General features: G+C 72.1%; 20 protein-coding genes. 10 read left to right on the top strand and 10 right to left on the bottom strand.

Annotated elements, in window-relative coordinates; translation table 11 throughout:
• Positions 1 to 54: 54 nt before the first annotated feature.
• Positions 55 to 333: a GlsB/YeaQ/YmgE family stress response membrane protein gene (locus U5640_RS34805; protein WP_055636400.1), complete on the bottom strand. Its 279-nt coding sequence runs from the start codon at positions 331 to 333 to the stop codon at positions 55 to 57.
• Positions 334 to 535: 202 nt separating this feature from the next.
• On the opposite strand from U5640_RS34805, the gene U5640_RS34800 reads away from it, so the two are divergent.
• Together U5640_RS34800 and U5640_RS34795 are read left to right on the top strand one after the other, a co-directional pair.
• On the top strand, positions 536 to 901 hold the full coding sequence (locus U5640_RS34800; RefSeq protein WP_340381693.1) for a DUF3099 domain-containing protein: 366 nt from the start codon (positions 536 to 538) through the stop codon (positions 899 to 901).
• 196 nt (positions 902 to 1097) lie between these two features.
• On the top strand, positions 1098 to 1313 hold the full coding sequence (locus U5640_RS34795) for a hypothetical protein (protein ID WP_340381691.1): 216 nt from the start codon (positions 1098 to 1100) through the stop codon (positions 1311 to 1313).
• Between the two features lie 6 nt (positions 1314 to 1319).
• On the opposite strand, the gene moaA is transcribed toward U5640_RS34795, so the two are convergent.
• The 3 genes from moaA to U5640_RS34780 form a co-directional block, all read right to left on the bottom strand.
• Positions 1320 to 2309 carry a GTP 3',8-cyclase MoaA gene (moaA, locus tag U5640_RS34790; RefSeq protein ID WP_340381689.1) on the bottom strand — a complete coding sequence of 330 codons (990 nt, stop codon included), beginning with the start codon at positions 2307 to 2309 and terminating at the stop codon, positions 1320 to 1322.
• 148 nt (positions 2310 to 2457) lie between these two features.
• Positions 2458 to 4086, bottom strand: coding sequence for a cation acetate symporter (locus U5640_RS34785; RefSeq protein WP_340381687.1), 1629 nt, complete (start codon positions 4084 to 4086; stop codon positions 2458 to 2460).
• Positions 4083 to 4439, bottom strand: coding sequence for a DUF485 domain-containing protein (locus U5640_RS34780; protein ID WP_340381685.1), 357 nt, complete (start codon positions 4437 to 4439; stop codon positions 4083 to 4085). The genes U5640_RS34785 and U5640_RS34780 overlap by 4 nt, the downstream gene beginning before the upstream one ends.
• A gap of 257 nt (positions 4440 to 4696) precedes the next feature.
• On the opposite strand from U5640_RS34780, the gene U5640_RS34775 reads away from it, so the two are divergent.
• Together U5640_RS34775 and U5640_RS34770 are read left to right on the top strand one after the other, a co-directional pair.
• Positions 4697 to 6244 (top strand): S8 family serine peptidase, encoded by a 1548-nt coding sequence (locus tag U5640_RS34775; RefSeq protein WP_340381683.1) that lies wholly within the window; start codon positions 4697 to 4699, stop codon positions 6242 to 6244.
• 74 nt (positions 6245 to 6318) lie between these two features.
• The gene (locus U5640_RS34770) at positions 6319 to 7701 is read left to right on the top strand and encodes a CoA transferase (protein WP_340381682.1); all 1383 of its coding nucleotides are present in this window, start codon (positions 6319 to 6321) and stop codon (positions 7699 to 7701) included.
• Positions 7702 to 7809: 108 nt separating this feature from the next.
• Here the strand turns inward: U5640_RS34770 and U5640_RS34765 are convergent, their stop codons facing one another.
• The 4 genes from U5640_RS34765 to U5640_RS34750 all read right to left on the bottom strand — a co-directional run bounded on the left by U5640_RS34765 (position 7810) and on the right by U5640_RS34750 (position 10856).
• A complete protein-coding gene (locus U5640_RS34765; protein WP_340385509.1) occupies positions 7810 to 8415 on the bottom strand; it encodes a zinc-binding dehydrogenase in 606 nt (201 codons plus the stop codon).
• A 36-nt stretch (positions 8416 to 8451) separates the two neighbouring features.
• Positions 8452 to 9195: a lysoplasmalogenase gene (locus tag U5640_RS34760; protein ID WP_340381680.1), complete on the bottom strand. Its 744-nt coding sequence runs from the start codon at positions 9193 to 9195 to the stop codon at positions 8452 to 8454.
• A complete protein-coding gene (locus tag U5640_RS34755) occupies positions 9192 to 10070 on the bottom strand; it encodes a sterol desaturase family protein (protein ID WP_340381678.1) in 879 nt (292 codons plus the stop codon). The genes U5640_RS34760 and U5640_RS34755 overlap by 4 nt, the downstream gene beginning before the upstream one ends.
• 126 nt (positions 10071 to 10196) lie before the next feature.
• The gene (locus tag U5640_RS34750) at positions 10197 to 10856 is read right to left on the bottom strand and encodes a VIT family protein (protein WP_340385507.1); all 660 of its coding nucleotides are present in this window, start codon (positions 10854 to 10856) and stop codon (positions 10197 to 10199) included.
• A gap of 136 nt (positions 10857 to 10992) precedes the next feature.
• Here U5640_RS34750 and U5640_RS34745 point away from each other — a divergent pair, with 136 nt between their 5' ends.
• The 3 genes from U5640_RS34745 (at position 10993) to U5640_RS34735 (ending at position 13162) form a co-directional block, all read left to right on the top strand.
• On the top strand, positions 10993 to 11994 hold the full coding sequence (locus U5640_RS34745; RefSeq protein WP_340381676.1) for a DEDDh family exonuclease: 1002 nt from the start codon (positions 10993 to 10995) through the stop codon (positions 11992 to 11994).
• 80 nt (positions 11995 to 12074) lie between these two features.
• A complete protein-coding gene (locus tag U5640_RS34740) occupies positions 12075 to 12308 on the top strand; it encodes a hypothetical protein (RefSeq protein ID WP_079061473.1) in 234 nt (77 codons plus the stop codon).
• A gap of 59 nt (positions 12309 to 12367) precedes the next feature.
• Positions 12368 to 13162 (top strand): SURF1 family protein, encoded by a 795-nt coding sequence (locus U5640_RS34735; RefSeq protein ID WP_340381672.1) that lies wholly within the window; start codon positions 12368 to 12370, stop codon positions 13160 to 13162.
• 37 nt (positions 13163 to 13199) lie between these two features.
• Here the strand turns inward: U5640_RS34735 and U5640_RS34730 are convergent, their stop codons facing one another.
• Together U5640_RS34730 and U5640_RS34725 are read right to left on the bottom strand one after the other, a co-directional pair.
• Entirely contained in the window at positions 13200 to 13391 is a 192-nt protein-coding gene (locus tag U5640_RS34730) for a YbdD/YjiX family protein (RefSeq protein WP_340381670.1), read from the bottom strand.
• Positions 13388 to 15541, bottom strand: coding sequence for a carbon starvation CstA family protein (locus U5640_RS34725; protein ID WP_340381668.1), 2154 nt, complete (start codon positions 15539 to 15541; stop codon positions 13388 to 13390). The genes U5640_RS34730 and U5640_RS34725 overlap by 4 nt, the downstream gene beginning before the upstream one ends.
• Before the next feature lie 259 nt (positions 15542 to 15800).
• On the opposite strand from U5640_RS34725, the gene U5640_RS34720 reads away from it, so the two are divergent.
• The 3 genes from U5640_RS34720 to U5640_RS34710 are packed head-to-tail and all read left to right on the top strand — an operon-like array spanning position 15801 to position 18261.
• Positions 15801 to 17357, top strand: a complete 1557-nt coding sequence (locus U5640_RS34720) for a sodium:solute symporter (protein ID WP_340381666.1) — start codon at positions 15801 to 15803, stop codon at positions 17355 to 17357.
• Positions 17358 to 17371: 14 nt separating this feature from the next.
• Entirely contained in the window at positions 17372 to 17935 is a 564-nt protein-coding gene (locus U5640_RS34715; RefSeq protein WP_340385505.1) for a sigma-70 family RNA polymerase sigma factor, read from the top strand.
• Positions 17932 to 18261 (top strand): hypothetical protein, encoded by a 330-nt coding sequence (locus U5640_RS34710; RefSeq protein WP_340381664.1) that lies wholly within the window; start codon positions 17932 to 17934, stop codon positions 18259 to 18261. The genes U5640_RS34715 and U5640_RS34710 overlap by 4 nt, the downstream gene beginning before the upstream one ends.
• The last annotated feature ends 13 nt before the right edge of the window (positions 18262 to 18274 follow it).

Below are 18274 nucleotides of genomic sequence, written 5' to 3'. Positions count from 1 at the left end.
GCGCCCTTGCGGGGGCGCCTCCTTCTTCATGCCCGCTGTCTCATGCCCGTTGCCTCATGCCCGCTGTTTCCTCTTGCCCAGGGTCGCCATGTACGCCCTGTCCCCCAGGGCCACCACCACGACCGCGGCCACCAGCTGGAAGAGGTGGCGCCACCAGTCGATGCCCGCGGTCTCCTCGACGCCGAAGCCGCGGGCGATCGCGTTGCCGATCACGGCGCCGATGATGCCGAAGATGGTGGTCAGCCAGAGCGGGCTGTGCTGCTTGCCCGGGAGGATCGCCTTGGCGATCAGACCGAGTACGAATCCCACGATGATCGCCCACAACCAGCCCATGGCTGCCTCCTCGTACGGCTCGACGTGAGCATTGCCCACAGTCTTGTTCCGTACCCCGTACGGCGCATGTCGGGTGCGGCCGTACGCGCTACGGCGCAGGAGGTTCGCCCGGGTACAGGGCGACCCGGTCTCGAAGGCGGCCCAGCCCCGGCGTAACGTGGAGTGCCGGGGAGTGTTCGACGTGGGTGGACGGTGGAATGCGATGCGGAAGCAGGGTGGTGGCGGAAAAGCCCAGGTGTTCCGGATCACCGGGGCCCGGCAGGGTCTCCAGGAGGACGTGCGCGGCCGGCAGCGGCGGTACGTGATCTCGATGACGGTCCGTACGGTCGCGGTGATCCTCGCGGCGACCCTGTGGAACGTGGAGCGTCATGTCGCCCTCGTGGCGCTGGTGTTGGGCGCGGTCCTGCCGTACATCGCGGTGGTGATCGCCAATGCGGGGCGGGAGAACGCGCCGGGTCTGCCCTCCACGTTCGTCACCGCCCATGTGCGGCCCATGATCGCGCCGCCCGGGGCGGACGGCTCCGGGACGGAATCGGTTCCGGAGGAGCGGGCCGAGCGTCGGCCATGACGGACCTGTGCGCGAAGCTCAGGAAAAGCTCAGATCAATCATGCTGTTCCAGTGCCGTGCGACGGGTCGGCCGTGACATACTTCGTACGCGCTCCGCATCCCCCGTCGGAGCGACGGACCGACGCCGGGCAGCTCCCCCCGTGGCTGCTCGGCGTCGCCTTTTGTATGGGTACCTGTGGGACGGAACGACGCAACTGTGACTGACGAGACTCCTATCTGTTCCGCCAAGGGGTGCCGGGTCGCCGCGGTGTGGGTGCTGGCGTGGAACAACCCGAAGATCCATACGCCGGAGCGGCGGAAGACGTGGCTGGCGTGCGAGGAGCACCGGGAGCATCTGTCGCAGTTCCTCGGTGTCCGGGGGTTCCTGAAGGATCAGGTCCTGCTGAGCGAGTGGGACGCTCAGGACGGCTGAATCCCGTCACCCGCCGATCGCCGACATCGGGCGGTCCGGCTGGACGAACGTCGGGTCGTCCAGACCCGCTCCCGCCTTCTTGCCCCACATCGCCAGGCGCCAGCGGCGGGCTATCTCCTCGTCGGGGGCGCCGGAGCGCAGGGCCGCGCGCAGGTCGGTCTCCTCGCGGGCGAAGAGGCAGGTGCGGACCTGGCCGTCGGCGGTGAGGCGGGTGCGGTCGCAGGCCGCGCAGAACGGGCGGGTGACGGACGCGATGACGCCGACCCGGTGCGGCCCGCCGTCGACCAGCCAGCGTTCGGCGGGGGCGGAGCCGCGCTCGTCCTGGCCCTCGGGGGTGAGGTCGAAGCGGGTGCGGAGCGAGGCGAGGATGTCTCCGGCGGTGACCATGTCCTCGCGCTTCCAGCCGTGCTGGGCGTCCAGCGGCATCTGCTCGATGAAGCGCAGTTCGTAGTCGTGCTCCAGTGCCCAGGCCAGCAGGTCGGGGGCCTCGTCGTCGTTGAGGCCGGGCATGAGGACGGTGTTGACCTTGACCGGGGTGAGGCCGGCGTCGCGGGCGGCGCGGAGGCCGTCGAGGACGTCGTGGTGACGGTCGCGGCGGGTGAGGGTCTTGAAGACGTCCGGGCGGAGCGTGTCGAGGGAGACGTTGACCCGGTCCAGACCGGCCGCCTGGAGCGCGCTCGCGGTGCGCCCCAGGCCGATGCCGTTCGTCGTCAGGGACATCCGGGGGCGTGGGGTCAGGGCCGCGACGCGTTCGACGATGCCGACCAGGCCGGGGCGCAGCAGGGGCTCACCGCCGGTGAAGCGGACCTCCTCGATGCCGAGCAGGGAGACCGCGATGTCGATCAGCCGGGTGATCTCGTCGTCCGTGAGGAGGTCGGGCTTGGCCAGCCACTGCAGGCCCTCCTCCGGCATGCAGTACGTGCAGCGCAGGTTGCAGCGGTCGGTGAGCGAGACTCTCAGGTCGGTGGCCACTCGACCGTAGGTGTCGATGAGCACGTGGGCCCCCTCCCCATGGTGGATCGCGTGTTCCTGTCGTCATCTGCGAGCCTACGCGACGCCACTGACAACATGAGAGGCCGATCCCACGACGCAAGACGCGGCCGCGTCGTGGGGATCCACGACGCGGCCGCGCTCCCGGAGGGGATCAGTGGGCTCCGGTGCCCGTCAGGGAGCGGACCTCCAGCTCGGCGTACTTGCCCTGGTCGGGCTCCTCCTTCGACAGGAGGGTGCCGAGGATGCCGAGGAGGAAGCCGACCGGGATGGAGATGATGCCGGGGTTCTCCAGCGGGAACCAGTGGAAGTCGACGTCCGGGAACATCGAGGTGGGCTTGCCGGAGACGACCGGGGAGAACAGCACCAGCCCTACCGCGGTGACCAGGCCGCCGTAGATCGACCAGAGGGCTCCGGAGGTGGTGAACCGCTTCCAGAAGAGGCTGTAGAGGATGGTGGGGAGGTTGGCGGAGGCGGCGACCGCGAAGGCGAGGGCGACCAGGCCGGCCACGTTCAGGTCGCGTGCGAGGGCGCCCAGGAGAATCGAGACGGCGCCGATGCCGACGGTGGCCCAGCGGGCCGCGTTGATCTCCTGCTTCTCGTCGGCCTGCCCCTTCTTGATCACGTTCGCGTAGATGTCGTGCGCGAAGGAGGAGGACGAGGCCAGGGTCAGACCGGCGACGACCGCGAGGATCGTGGCGAAGGCGACGGCCGAGATGGTGGCGAGCAGGATCGCGCCCCAGTTGGAGTCGACGCCGCCGAGGTGGAGGGCGAGGAGCGGTGCGGCGGTGTTGCCGGCCTTGTTCGACGCGATGATCTCGTCCGGCTTGATCAGCGCGGCGGCGCCGAAGCCGAGGGCGAGGGTCATCAGGTAGAAGGAGCCGATGAGGCCGATGGCCCAGATGACCGACTTCCGGGCGGCCTTGGCGGTGGGGACGGTGTAGAAGCGGATCAGGATGTGCGGCAGGCCGGCGGTGCCGAGGACCAGGGCGATGCCGAGGGAGATGAAGTCCAGCTTGGTGGTGCCGGTGGCGCCGTACTTCAGGCCGGGCTCCAGGAAGGCGGCGCCCTTGCCGCTGTTGTCGGCGGCCGAGCCGAGCAGGTCGGAGACGTTGAAGTCGAACTTCAGCAGGACCAGGAAGGTCAGGAGCAGGGCGCCGGCGATCAGCAGGACCGCCTTGACCATCTGGACCCAGGTGGTGCCCTTCATGCCGCCGATGGTGACGTAGACGATCATCAGTACGCCGACCAGGGCGACGATGCCGATCTTGCCGCCGTCGCTGGTGATGCCGAGGAGCAGCGAGACCAGGACGCCGGCGCCGGCCATCTGGGCGAGGAGGTAGAAGATCGAGACGACGATCGTGGAGGTGCCGGCGGCGGTGCGGACCGGGCGCTGGCGCATGCGGTAGGCGAGGACGTCGCCCATGGTGTAGCGGCCGGAGTTGCGCAGCGGCTCGGCGACCAGGAGGAGGGCGACGAGCCAGGCGACGAGGAAGCCGATGGAGTAGAGGAAGCCGTCGTAGCCGAAGAGGGCGATGGCGCCGGCGATGCCGAGGAAGGACGCGGCGGACATGTAGTCGCCGGAGACCGCGAGTCCGTTCTGGAATCCGGTGAACTGGCGTCCGCCCGCGTAGAAGTCGGCCGCGTCCTTGGTCTGCCGGCCCGCCCAGACCGTGATGACGAGGGTCGCCGCGACGAAGACCGCGAACAGGGTGATGATCAGCGGCCGGTGCTCGCTCGCCTCGCCGGCGGCGAGCAGGGTGGTGTGCTGCACGGGGCTCATGCGCCGCCCTCCATCCGGGACTTGATGGCGTCGGCCTTGGGGTCGAACTTGGCGGCGGCGGTGCGCGCGTACCACCAGGCGATGAGGAACGTGGTGAGGAACTGGGCGAGTCCGAGCATGAGGGCCATGTTGACGTTGCCGAAGAGCTTGGTGCCCATGAAGTCGCCCGCGTAGTTGGAGAGCAGGACGTAGAGGAGGTACCAGGCGATGAAGCCGACGGTCAGCGGGAACGCGAACCCGCGGTAGGAGCCGCGCAGTTCACCGAACTCCGCGCTCTCCTGCACCGCGACGAACTCCTCGGTGGAGGGGAGTTGGGCTTGGGTCTTCGAGGGGGGCGGTGTCTCGGTGGCCACGGAGTCTCCTCGCTTGCGGACGGCGGGTCGGGCGGGGGCTCGATGGTGCACGGCTCCCTGTCCAAGGGCACGGCGGCACGCTAGAGCGGGTTCAACCCGATCGGTTTCTTTCGTAAGTCGCCGCCTTGATCGCCGCGATGGCCGTTGCTGGGCGGCGAGTCGGGGAGATAGCTTCGACGCAGCACCACCCGTCATGTACCTGCCCAGGCGCGACCCGCGTCCGGGCCGGTCTCGCTTCCGGATGATGTGGAGACCCCATGGCTCATCTGCCTTCCAGACGCCGCCTCGCTCTCGCGGTGCCCGTCGTGCTGTCGCTGACCGCCGCCGTCGGCTTCCTGCCGACGGCCGCCACCGCGACTCCGGCCTCGCCCTCGGTGTCGGCCGCGGTGTCGACCGCCGAGGCCGCCGAGGCCGGGACGCTGGCGTATGTCGTCAACACGAAGGTGGACCACCGCACGATCGCGTCGGTGAAGAAGGCGGTCGCCGCGGCCGGCGGCACCCTGGTGGCGTCGTACGACAGGATCGGCGTGCTCGTCGTGCACTCCGCGAACCCCGACTTCGGTCCGCGCATCCGCGCGGTGCGCGGGGTGCAGTCGGCGGGTGCGACGCGCACCGCGCCGCTCAGCGCGGCGGGGACCACCGACGAGGGGGCCGTGCAGGTCCTGTCGAAGGCGGAGGCCGCCAAGATCGAGAAGGCCTCCGACGCAGCCGGCCAGAGCGAGCCGCTCGAGGCCGACCAGTGGGACCTGCGGGCCATCGGCGCGGACAGGGCCGCCGGGATCAACCCGGGCAGCAAGAGGGTCACGGTCGCCGTGATCGACACCGGTGTGGACGACACCCACCCGGACCTCGCGCCGAACTTCTCGGCGTCCCAGTCGGCCAACTGCGTCGGCGGTGTCGCGGACACCAGCGAGGGCGCCTGGCGGCCGTACACCGCGGACGACTACCACGGCACGCATGTCGCCGGTGAGATAGCCGCGGCCCGCAACGGCATAGGTGTGGCGGGCGTCGCCCCCGGGGTGAAGGTCGCCGGCATCAAGGTGAGCGACCCGAAGGACGGCCTCTTCTACCCGGAGAACGTCGTCTGCGCGTTCGTGTTCGCCGCCGACCACGGCGTGGAGATCACGAACAACAGCTACTACGTTGATCCGTGGCTGTACAACTGCATGGACGACCCCGACCAGCGAGCCATTGTGGACGCGGTCAACAGGGCCCAGCTGTACGCCCAGAGGAAGGGCACGCTCAACGTGGCCTCGGCGGGCAACAGCAACCACGACCTGGACGCCGACGCGCTGGAGGACTCGTCCAGCCCGGACGACTCCACGCCGGTGACACGGACGGTCGACCCGCACGAGTGCTTCGACGTGCCGACCCAGCTGCCGGGTGTGGTCACGGTCAGTGCCACGGGCGTCAAGGGCACCAAGTCGTACTACTCCAGCTACGGTCTGGGCGCGGTCGACGTGGCCGCCCCGGGAGGCGACAAGTACCAGATCCCGGAGACGCCGTCGGCCAACGGCCGCATCCTGTCGACGCTGCCGAACAACACGTACGGCTTCCTCCAGGGCACGTCGATGGCGTCCCCGCACGTGGCCGGCGTGGCCGCGCTGCTGAAGTCGACGCACCCGTTCGCGTCGCCGGCCCAGCTGCAGGCCCTGCTCAAGGCGCAGGCGGACAACCCGGGCTGCCCGGCCGAGCCGTACGACGGCAACGGCGACGGCGTGGTGGACGCGACCTGCGTCGGCGGCAAGCGCGTCAACGGGTTCTTCGGGTACGGGGTGGTGAACGCGCTGCGGGCCGTCAAGTAGCGCCTGCACGGCGTCCCTGAGACGCGGCCCCGGCGGCCCGTATATTGATTGAGTCAATACTGCACACTGTAGTCATGACATCAATCAATGATGTGTGGTCGGAGCTGGGCGGGGACCCCGCCCGGCTCGCCCGCGTGTCGGCCGTCGTCCGCGCGGACGCGCTGCCCGCCCGGCTGCCCGTGCGGGAGCTGGCGCGGGCCTGCGTGGGCGCGTGCGCGCTGGCCGGGGCCGAGCTGGGGGCGCTGCGCGCGGGGCTCGCGCGGGTGCCCGGGGTGCGGGTGGACGACGGGGCGGTGGCGACCGCCTTCACCAGTGAGCGGCACCTGCTGATCGACGGGCGGGGGCCGGTGCCGTTCGCGCCGCTGTCGCGGTTCTGGCGGACGGCGGACGGCTGGGTGCGTACGCACGCCAACTATCCGCACCACCGCGAACGGCTGCTGAGGACGCTGGGCGTGCCGGACGACCCGGCCGCCGTGGCGGACGCGATGGCCGGGCGGTCCGCGCGGGACGTCGAGGACGCGGTGTACGAGGCCGGGGGTCTCGCCGTCGCGCTGCGCACGCCCGAGGAGTGGGCGGCGCACCCGCAGGCGGCCGAGGTCGCCGCGCGGCCGCTCGTCGAACGCGGCCGGCTGGACGGCGCACGCGCGCGGACGTTCCCCGAGCTTGCCGGGGCTCCCCTGCTGCCCGCCGCCGGGCTGCGCGTCCTGGACCTCACCCGGGTGCTGGCCGGGCCGGTCGCCACCCGCACGCTCGCCCTGCTCGGCGCGGACGTCCTGCGGGTCGACCCGCCCCGGCTGCCGGAGCTTCCCGACCAGCACGTCGACACCGGTTTCGGGAAGCGCTCGGCCCTGCTCGACCTGGTCGCGGACCGGCGGCGCCTCGAGGAGCTGCTCGCGGACGCGGACGTCGTCGTCACGGGCTACCGGCCGGGCGCCCTCGACCGGTTCGGCCTCTCCCCCGAGGCGCTGGCCGAGCGGCGGCCGGGGCTGGTGGTGGCGCAGGTGTCGGCGTGGGGCGCGTACGGGCCGTGGCGGGACCGGCGGGGCTTCGACAGCCTCGTCCAGGTGGCCACCGGCATCGCGGCCGTCGAGGGCGCGGACGGGCGGCCGGGTGCGCTGCCGGCGCAGGCCCTCGACCACGGCAGCGGATATCTGCTGGCGGCGGGCGTGCTGCGGGCGCTGACCGAGCAGGCGTACGACGGCGGGAGCCGGCTCGTGCGGGTGGCGCTGGCGCGGACGGCCGCGCTGCTCATGGGCGGCGCCGGGAGTGACGGTGAGGCCGGGGAGGTTGGGGAGGCCGAGGAGGCCGGGGCTGGGGCCGAGAAGTGGCTCGGGGAGACGGACAGCGCGGTGGGGCGGCTGCGGTATGCGAAGTCGCCGGTGTTCTTCGAGGGGGGTCCGGCGCACTGGCGACGGCCGCCGGGTCCCTGGGGGGTCGATCCGGCGGCGTGGGGATGAGCGCCTCCGGGGCGCGTGACCTGCCGTCGTGCGCGTGCCGCGCACTGGTGGCCGGTCGCGCTGCTTCGCGCGCCCCTGCACCGGCCCCTCTGTTCACCACCCCTCTGCTCAGTTGGTGACCAGGACCTTCAACGCCGTGCGGTCGTCCATCGCCCGGTAGCCGTCGGGTACCGACTCGATGCCCACCGTGAGGTCGAAGACGGGGGACGGGTCGATCGTGCCGTCGAGGACGTCGGGCAGCAGCTCGGGGATGTAGGCGCGGACCGGGGCGACGCCGCCGCGCAGGGTGAGGTTGCGGTCGAACATGACGCCCAGGTCGAGTCCGGTGCCGCTGCCGTGCGGGACGCCGACGTAGCCGACGGCGCCGCCGTCGCGGGTGATGCCGACCGCGGTCCGCATGGACTGCTCGGTGCCGACGGCCTCCACGACGGCGTGCGCGCCCTGGCCGCCGGTGAGTTCGCGGACGGCCGCGACGGCCTCGACCCCGCGCGCGGCGACGACGTCCGTGGCACCGAAACGGCGCGCGATGTCCGTACGGACCCGGTGGCGTCCGAGGGCGATGATCCGCTCGGCGCCGAGCCGCTTGGCGGCGAGGACCGCGCACAGGCCGGCGCGCAGCACGCGCACGACGGCGTCCGTGGGCAGCTGCACCACCGGGTCGGGCACGTCCTCCACCCTCATGTCGTAGCGGGCGTGGATCGTGGTGGCGCGTATGGCGAGGGTCCTTCTCGTGCGGGTGCGTGGGTGCGCTCAGGGGGTGGTCGAGCGCGCTTCACGGTACGCCGTCCGCGGCGTCGCGCGTTCCCGGAGGGCGCCCCGGACCAGCAGGAACTGCGCGGCGGCGTACGTCAGCATGATCCACAGGTCGGGGCGCGGGGGCTGCGGCCAGTCGGCGACGCCGGTGGCGATGAGGGTGTCGGAGAGCAGGAAGAGCACACCGCCGGCGCCGGCGAGGGGGCCGAGGCGGGTGGCGGCCGTGTGGGCCATCGCGGTGAGGAGGGTGCTGTAGGCGGCGACCGGGACGCGCAGGTCCGGCGGGAGCCCGGGCCACAGGAGGACGAGGGTGGCGACGAGGACGGCGGCGTAGGCCGGGGCGAGGAGGCCGGCCCGCGCGCGGGGGCGGCCGTACCGCGTGAAGAGCACGAGGTAGCAGATGTGTCCGGCCGCGAAGCTCGCCATGCCGGCGAGGAAGGCGGGGCCGGCGTCCGACAGGAGGAGCACGTCGCCGCCCCAGCCGAAGAGCACGGCGGCGAGGAGCAGCGGCGGTGCGCCGCCGGTGGCCGCCCAGGCGGTGAGGAGGGGCATGAGGAGCGGCTTGGCGACGGTGTGCCCCGGGGGCCAGCCGGCCGCGAGGGAACCGAGGTCGACGGCGGTCGCGAGGACGAAGGCGGTGAGGAGGGCTCGGGGTAGGAGGGTTCCGGGCTGGAGGACTCCGGGTCGAAGGGCTCCGGGTCGAAGGGCTCCGGGTCGAAGGGCTCCGGGTCGAAGGGTCACGCCGCGCTGCTCTCCCCGACCGGCGCCGGGGCGTCGGGGGAAGGCCGGGCCGGTTGCCATCCCGGTCCCCCGAACACCCGTCCCGCGCGCTCGCGCCAACCGCTCGCCGTCCTGATGTCCTTGACGATCGCCACGTACTCATGGGTGGCGACCTTGATCGGGTTGAACGTGTTGATGTTCTTCGTCAACCCGTAGACGGGCCGCTCCACCTCCGGGACGAACGAGCCGAAGAGCCGGTCCCACACGATGAGGATGCCGCCGAAGTTGCGGTCGAGGTAGCCGCCCTGGGAGGCGTGGTGCACGCGGTGGTGGGAGGGCGTGTTGAACACGAACTCAAACCAGCGGGGCAGCTTGTCGATGCGTTCGGTGTGGATCCAGAACTGGTAGACGAGGTTGGCGGAGGAGCAGAACGCGAGCGCGGCCGGGTGGACGCCGAGGGCGACGAGCGGGACGTAGAACGGCCAGACGGTGAGGGTCGTCCAGGGCTGGCGCAGCGCGGTGGTGAAGTTGAACTTCTCGCTGGAGTGGTGGACGACGTGACAGGCCCACAGGATGCGGACGACGTGGTGGCCGCGGTGGGACCAGTAGTAGAAGAAGTCCTGCCCGAGCAGCATGAGCGGGACCGTCCACCACAGGACGGGCACGCGCAGGGGGGTGAGTGCGTAGATCGCCGTGTAGAGGGCGACGATGGGGATCTTCCAGAAGAAGTCGAAGACCAGGCTCCCGAGCCCCATGCCGACGCTCGTCACGGCGTCCTTCGCCTCGTACCCGGCGGCCTCCTCGTCCGGGTGGAGGCGGACGCTGATCATCTCGACCACGGTGAGCAGCACGAAGGCGGGTATCGACCACAGCACGACATCGGGCAGGTTCGGCATGGAGGCACCGTAGATCCGCAGGTCGGCCGCGGCTAGACGGTGTTACCGACAAGTATTTCCGGGGGTACGCGCTTGCTTTCTGGCGATCTCCGCCAAGAGCCCGGCGGCACCGTGGACAGCCGGAGATCACACCCCCGCCGCCCCCAGCAACACCCCCACCCCGTACGTCACCCCCATCGCCAGCGCTCCCCCGCACACGTTCCGCAGGACGGCCCGCCGGGGTGCGGCGGCCCCCAGCCGGGCGCTGCTCCAGCCGGTGCAGAACAGGGCGATCAGGACCGAGACCACCGTCACCGGCAGGCGCCAGCCGACAGGGGGCAGGACGATCGCGAGGAGGGGCAGGAGGGCGCCGGCCGTGAAGGCGAGGAAGCTCGCCCAGGCCGCGTGCCAGGGGTTGGTCAGGTCGTCGGGGTCGATGCCCAGCTCCACGCGCGCGTGAGCCCGCAGGGCATCACGTTCCGTCAGCTGGACGGCGGCCTCGCGGGCCACCTCGCGGGTGAGGCCGCGCTCCTCCAGCAGCCCGGTGAGTTCCTCCAGTTCGGCTTCCGGCTGTTCGCGCAGCTCGCGCCGCTCCTGCGCGAGGGCCGCCTTCTCGGAGTCGCGCTGCGTGGACACCGACACGTACTCCCCCGCCGCCATCGACAGGGAGCCGGCCAGCAGACCGGCCAGACCCGCCGTCAGCAGCGCCGAGCGGGCCTCGGTGGCGCCGGCCACGCCGACGACCAGGCCCGCGGTGGAGACGATGCCGTCGTTGGCGCCGAGCACGGCGGCGCGCAGCCAGTTCAACCGGGAGCCGAGGGTGCCCTCGTGGGTCTCGCGGTGGGGTGGTTCCGCCTCTGGTCGCGTCTCACGATCCGTCACGGAGGGAGGATGACATCCGGTGCGTCACCGGTGTCGGCGGCGCCCCGTATCCTCAATGACCATGCTCGCAGACCAGACGACCGCAGCGTCCTCCCCCACGGAGTGGCCGGCCGCGTATCCCCAGGGGTACGCGGTCGTCGACGTGGAGACCACCGGACTGGCCCGGGACGACCGGATCATCTCCGCCGCCGTGTACCGGCTGGACGCGCGCGGTGAGGTCGAGGACCACTGGTACACGCTGGTCAACCCGGAGCGCGACCCGGGGCCGGTGTGGATACACGGTCTGACGAGCGAGGCACTGGAGGGCGCCCCGCTCTTCCAGGACGTGGCAGAGGAGTTCGCGGAGCGGCTCGCGGGGCGCGTGCTCGTCGCGCACAACGCGGTCTTCGACTGGCAGATGATCGCCCGGGAGTACGCGCGCGCGGAGCGTGAGGCGCCGGTGCGGCAGCGGCTGTGCACGATCGCGCTCTCCAAGGAGCTGCGGCTGCCGCTGCCCAACCACAAACTGGAGTCGCTCGCGGCGCACTTCGGTGTGGTCCAGCGGCAGGCGCACCACGCCCTCGACGACGCGCGCGTCCTCGCGGAGGCGTTCCGGCCGAGCCTGCGGGCCGCGGCGGCGGGCGGGGTGCGGCTGCCGCTGCTGGAGTGCCGGCCGCTGACGGAGTGGACCGACGGACCCTCGGCCCGCATCGGCCGCCAGGGCGGCGGCGGTTACGGCGGTGGCTACGGCGGCCGGCCGAGCAGCTGGCGGCCCTCGCGCAAGCGGCCCGTCTGTCCGTACCCGAACCCCGGGCGGTACGAAGACGGCAAAAGGCTCAAGCAGGGCATGCGGGTGGCGTTCTCGGGCGACACGTCCGTGGACCGTGAGCTGCTGGAGGACCGCGCCACCGAGGCGGGGCTGCATGTGGCGACCAGCGTGTCCCGGCTGACCAGTCTGCTGGTCACCAACGATCCCGACTCGGGCACGTCGAAGGTGGTGAAGGCCCGTCAGTTCGGGACCCCGGTGCTGGACGAGGCGGCGTTCGGGCAGCTGCTGCGCGATGTCGAGGCCGCCGACGGGTGAGCCGTACGTACGGGTGATTGCCGGGCGACTCGCCCGCCGCCCGCTCGCCCGCGCGCGGGTGAGCGCTCACCCTGTGGCGCATGGCGAGATGCGAAGTTTGCGGCAATGACTACGGAATGACCTTCGAAGTGCACGCGCAGGGCGCCGTGCACGTCTTCGACTGCTTCTCCTGTGCGATTCATCGCATGGCCCCGATCTGCGAGCACTGCCGGGTCCAGATCATCGGCCAGGGCGTCGAGGTCGAGGGCCACTGGTACTGCGGCGCCCACTGCGCGCGGGCCGAGGGGAAGGCGGGCATCATCGACCGCGTCTGACGCCCCCGCTTCGGCACCCCTGCGACAGCACCCCACGGCCCGAGAGGTACGGTCGTGGGGTGTACCGCTTCCTGTTGTCCCGGCAGTGGGTGATCCTCACGCTGGTCGCCCTGCTGCTCATCCCCACGATGATCCGGCTGGGCTTCTGGCAGATGCACCGCCACGACGAGCGCGCCGCGCGCAACCAGCTCGTCACCGACGCGCTGTCCGCCGAGCCGGTCCCGGTGGAGCGGATGACGTCGCCGGGACACACCGTCACCCGTGACCAGCGCTACCGCGCGGTGACCGCGACGGGCACCTTCGACACCGCGCACGAGGTCGTCGTACGGCGCCGGGTCAACGCCGACGAGACGGTCGGCTTCCACGTCCTCACCCCGTTCGTGCTGACGGACGGCAAGGTGCTGCTCGTCAACCGGGGGTGGATCCCGGCGAACGGCCCGAGCCAGACCGCCTTCCCGAAGATCCCCGCGCCGCCCGCCGGCGAGGTCACCGTCACCGGGCGGCTGATGCCCGACGAGACGACGGCGGCGAGCGGCATCAAGGACCTCAAGGGGCTGCCGGACCGGCAGATCATGCTGATCAACAGCGAGGAGCAGGCCCGGCGGCTCGGCGAGCCGGTGCTCGGCGGGTACATCGCCCAGACGGCGCCCGAGCCGAAGGGCGACACCCCGGAGCTGGTCGGGAAGCCCGGCAGCGAGGACGCGGCGCTGAACTACGCCTACGCCATCCAGTGGTGGCTGTTCGCCGCGGGCGTCCCGGTCGGCTGGGTGGTCCTGGTCCGCCGGGAGCGCCGGGAGCGTGACACGGCGGCCGCCTCGGCGCAGGAGGAGGAAGCGGCACCGGCTCCGGTGTAGCGCCGGCGCCGCCCACGCCCGTCCTCGCCCGGAAGCGTCAGCAGCAGCGGCCCGGCGAGGCGCCCTCGCTCCTCAGCTCGCGCATCCGCTGGTACTCCCGGCGGGTCGGTACCGGGGCCTGCGGGTGACGGCGGCGGTGCCGGGCGCAGTAGCGGTCGTACGCGGCCTCGCCGGTCAGTTCGCGCACGTACCGGCGCAGGACGCCCACCACCTCGCGGACGACGGTCATGAGCCCGCCCCCACCAGCGGCTCGCTGTCGCGGGATTCCGGTCCCCCGATCCGGGAGGCGACGTACGGCGTCTCCGTCGTCGGCAGCGGCCCGGCCGCCCGCAGGGCGCGCCCGCACACCACCGCGCAGTTGACCAGGACGATCGTGACCAGCACCAGGAAGACCGCCATGAGGACGCCGTCGACGGTGTTGTTCAGGACGATGGTGTGCATGTCGTCCAGGTCGGCGGCGCCGGGCAGGAGCCTGCCCGCGTCGGCGGCGTCGGCGTAGACGTCGCGCTGGGCGAAGAAGCCGATCTTCGGGTTGCCGGAGAAGACCTTCTGCCAGCCGGCGGTGAAGGTGACGGCCACCACCCAGGCGAGCGGGGCGCCGGTCACCCAGGCCCAGCGTGCCTTGCCGGCCTTGACGAGCAGGGTCGTGGTGACGGCGAGCGCGACCGCGGCGAGCAGCTGGTTGGCGATGCCGAAGAGGGGGAAGAGCTGCTTGATCCCGCCGAGCGGGTCGGTGACGCCGGCGTAGAGGAAGTAGCCCCAGGCCCCGACGACGAGGGCGCTGGTGATCCAGATGCCGGGCTTCCAGGTGACGCGGCCGATCGGCTTCCAGACGTTGCCGAGCATGTCCTGGAGCATGAAGCGGCCCACGCGGGTGCCCGCGTCCACGGTGGTGAGGATGAACAGCGCCTCGAACATGATCGCGAAGTGGTACCAGAAGGCCTTGAGTCCGCTGCCGAACACGCCGGAGAAGATCTCCGACATGCCCACCGCGAGGGTGGGGGCGCCACCGGAGCGGCCGACGAGGGTCTGCTCCTCGACGGCCCGGGCGGCGGCGGTCAGCTGGTCGGGCGTGATCGCGAAGCCGAGGCCCCTGACCGCCTCGGCGGCGCTCTGCGCGGTCGGGCCGAGCAGCGCGGCCGGGGAGTTCATGGCGTAGTAGAGGCCGGGTTCGAGGACGCAGGCGGCGATCAGCGCCATCACGGCGACGAAGGACTCGGTGAGCATCGAGCCGTAGCCGATGAGCCGGACCTGGGACTCCTTCTGGATGAGCTTGGGGGTGGTGCCGGAGGAGACCAGGGCGTGGAAGCCGGAGAGGGCGCCGCAGGCGATGGTGATGAAGAGGAAGGGGAAGAGGGACCCGGCGAAGACGGGTCCGGCGCCGGTGGAGGCGAACTCGGTCACCGCGCCCGCCTTCAGGGTCGGCGCCGCGACCACCACCCCCACGGCCATCAGGGCGATGGTGCCGACCTTCATGAACGTCGAGAGGTAGTCACGGGGCGCCAGCAGCATCCACACCGGGAGCACGGAGGCGACGAAGCCGTAGCCGACGAGGCAGAGGACGAGGGTCTGCGGGCTCCACACGAAGAGGTGGGCCAGCGAGGAGTTCTGGACCCAGCCGCCGCCGAGGAGGGCGAGCAGGAGCAGCGCCACGCCGATGACGCTGGTCTCCACGACCCGGCCGGGCCGCAGGTAGCGCAGGTAGAAGCCCATGAAGAGGGCGATCGGGATGGTCATGGCGACCGAGAAGGTGCCCCAGGGGGACTCCGCGAGGGCGTTGACGACGACCATCGCCAGCACCGCGAGCAGGATGATCATGATGGCGAAGACGCCGATCAGGGCCGCGGCGCCGCCCACCCTGCCGATCTCGTCCCGGGCCATCTGGCCGAGGCTCCTGCCGTCCCGGCGCAGGGAGAGGAACAGCACGATCATGTCCTGGACGGCACCGGCGAAGATCACCCCGCTGATGATCCAGATCGTGCCCGGCAGATACCCCATCTGCGCCGCCAGCACCGGGCCGACCAGCGGGCCGGCCCCCGCGATGGCGGCGAAGTGGTGGCCGAACAGCACCCGGCGGTCGGTGGGGTGGTAGTCGACCCCGTCCTCCAGTCGCTCGGCCGGGGTGGCCCGGCCGTCGTCGACCTCGAGGACCCGGCAGGCGATGAACCGGGAGTAGAAGCGGTAGGCGATGGCGTACGACCCGAGCGCGGCCACCACCAGCCAGACCGCGGAGATCTCCTCGCCGCGGGAGAGCGCGAGGACGCCCCAGGCGACGGCGCCGAGCAGGGCGACACCGGTCCACAACACGAAGGACTTCAGTGACATACGTGATTTTTCCGGCGCGGGACGGCCGGTTTCGGGCAGGGCTGACACAGGCATGGCGGCTCCTCACCTGGGCGGTGCGGTACGCCTCGGGACCCGAGGCGGGCGAGATCGACGACCGGTGCCGGCGGTGACGGCTCTCCCGTCCGCCGGCGGTCTGTGCAAGAGTTGCCCACCCCCCGGCACCGGTTGACAGCGAATCCCCGAGCAATGTCCAGAGGATTTCCCGCAGAATTTCCCGCCGTTCCCGTCAACCGAACGGGCTGCTCGCGCAACTGGACCGGTGAGGGCTCAGGCACACCAAAGGCGGTGACCCATGGCCGACGGCGCCATGACGACGACGTTCCTCGCCGTGATCGGCGGGGCGTCGCTGCTCGCCGTGACCGCGCGCCGGCTGCGCCCCAGCGACCGGCTGCCCGCCCTGGAGGGCTGGGCGCTGGCCGACCGCTCCCTCGGCCCCGTGTGGACCTGGCTGCTGCTCGGCGGCACGATCTTCACCGCGTACACCTTCACCGCCGTACCGGGTCTCGCCTACGGCAACGGGGCGCCCGCGTTCTTCGCGGTGCCGTACACGGTGATCGTCTGCCCGCTGGCCTTCGTCCTGCTGAGCCGGCTGGGGGAGGTGGCCCGGCGGCACGGCTACGTCACCGCCGCCGACTTCGTGCGGGGCCGCTACGGCTCGCCGCCGCTCGCGCTCGTCGTGGCACTGACCGGCATCCTCGCGACCATGCCGTACCTGGCGCTGCAACTGCTCGGGATACGGGCGGTGCTCACCGCCGGGGGCGTGTACCCGCGGGGCGCGGCCGGGGACCTGGTGATGGTGGCGCTGTTCGCGGGGCTCGCGGTGGCCACCTACCGGCACGGCCTGCGGGCGCCCGCGGTCATCTCGGCGCTGAAGGCGGTGGCGGTGTTCGTGTCGCTGACCGCCGTGTGCTGGCTGGTGCTGCGGCGGCTCGGCGGACCCGGCCCGGTGTTCGAGGGCGCGGCCCGGCGGCTGGGCGGCACGGACGTGGCCCATTCGCCGTTGGTCCTGACCGCCGCCCAGCAGCCCGCGTACGCCACGCTGGCTCTCGGCTCCGCGCTCGCCCTGCTGATGTACCCGCACGTCCTGACCGCCGGGTTCGCCGCCGACGGGCCCCGCACCCTGCGCAAGGTCGCGGTGGCGCTGCCCGCGTGGACGGCGCTGCTCGCCCTGTTCGGCTTCCTCGGCGTCGCGGCGCTCGCGGCGGGGGTGCGCGCCCCGGCGGGCGGCGCCGAAGCCGCCGTACCGATGCTGGTGGACCGGCTGATGCCGGGGCCGCTGGCCGGGCTGGTGTTCGCCGCGATCACCGTGGGGGCGCTGGTGCCGGCCGCCGTGATGTCGATCGCGGCCGCCACGAGCTTCGTCCGCAACGTCTACGTCGAGTACGTGCAGCCCACCGCCACGCCCAAGCGGCAGGTGCGGATCGCCAAGGCGGTGTCGCTGACCGCGAAGGCCGGGGCGGTGGCGTTCGTGTTCGGCCTGCGCGACCAGGACGCCGTCAACCTGCAGCTGCTCGGCGGGGTGTGGATCCTGCAGATCTTCCCGGCCGTGGCCGTGGGGCTGTTCACCGGGCGGCTGCATCCACGCGCACTGCTCGCCGGCTGGGCGGCCGGCATGGCGGCCGGGACCGTCCTGGTCGTCCGTGGGGGCTTCTCCTCCATCGTGACCCTCGGGTTCGGACCGCTGGAGGTCTACGCCGGGCTCGCCGCCCTGCTGCTCAATCTGACCGTCGCGGTGACCGGCACCGCCGCCCTCGAACGCCTCGGTGTCCCGCGCGGCGCCGACACCACCGACCTGCCCTCCCGCCTCACCGTCAGGCGGCCCCGTACGACGGGAGCGAATCACCCGTGAGACGCAGACAACCGATCCCGGCCGCCGTGGCGCGGACGTACGCCGAGCCGCTCGCGCTCGCCGTGACCGACCCGGCGGAGCGGGAACGCGAGGCCGGGCTCGCCCGGCTGTTCGAGCTGCACTACGCGTCGATGCTGCGGCTCGCCGTGCTGCTCGGCGCCGACGACCCGGAGAACGTGGTCGCCGAGGCCTACTACCAGATCTACCGCAAGTGGCGGCGGCTGCGGGACGCCCAGGCCGCCGAGGCCTATCTGCGCTCCACCGTCTGCAATCTGACCCGCATGCGGATACGGCACCTCCAGGTCGCCCGCCGGCATGTCGAGAGCCCGCCGGAGCTGCCCGACGAGACGGTCGCCTCCGCGGAGAGCGCCGCGCTGCTGCGCGACGACCAGCGCGTGCTGATCGACGCCCTGCAACGACTTCCCGCCCGGCAGCGCGAGGCCCTCGTGCTGCGCCACTGGCTGGGCCTGAAGGAGAGTGAGATCGCCGCCGCGATGGGCATCTCCTGCGGGTCGGTCAAGACCCACACCTCACGCGGCCTCGCCGCACTCACCCAGACGATGGAGGCCCGGCGATGAAGGACACCGGACCCGAGGCGACGGACGCCACCGGCCCCGGCCCGACCGGGACCGAGCAAGAGCTCCAGGACGCGCTGGAGGCGCTCGCCCGGGGGGTGCGGCCCGCCCGCCCCCTGCCCGACGCCTACCGGACCGCGCGCGGTGAGTGGCTGCGGCGGGAACGGCGGCGCCGGCTCGTACTGGCCGTGCTGGTCGCCGTCGTCTTCACCCTGGCCACGCTGATCGGTCTGTGGGTGCTGAACCAGGCGCCCGCCCACCCGGGGGTGATCTTCTCGGGGACCGCGGACGCGGTGAGCGGGGCGTCACTCCCCCGGCCGCACCCCTGATTGCCCGCCCGGC

The sequence above is a fragment of the Streptomyces sp. SS7 genome (genome assembly GCF_037993025.1).
Taxonomy (GTDB): Bacteria; Actinomycetota; Actinomycetes; order Streptomycetales; family Streptomycetaceae; genus Streptomyces.
Note: the sequence above shows the minus strand (reverse complement) of the source record. Positions and strands in the feature narration are given on the sequence as shown.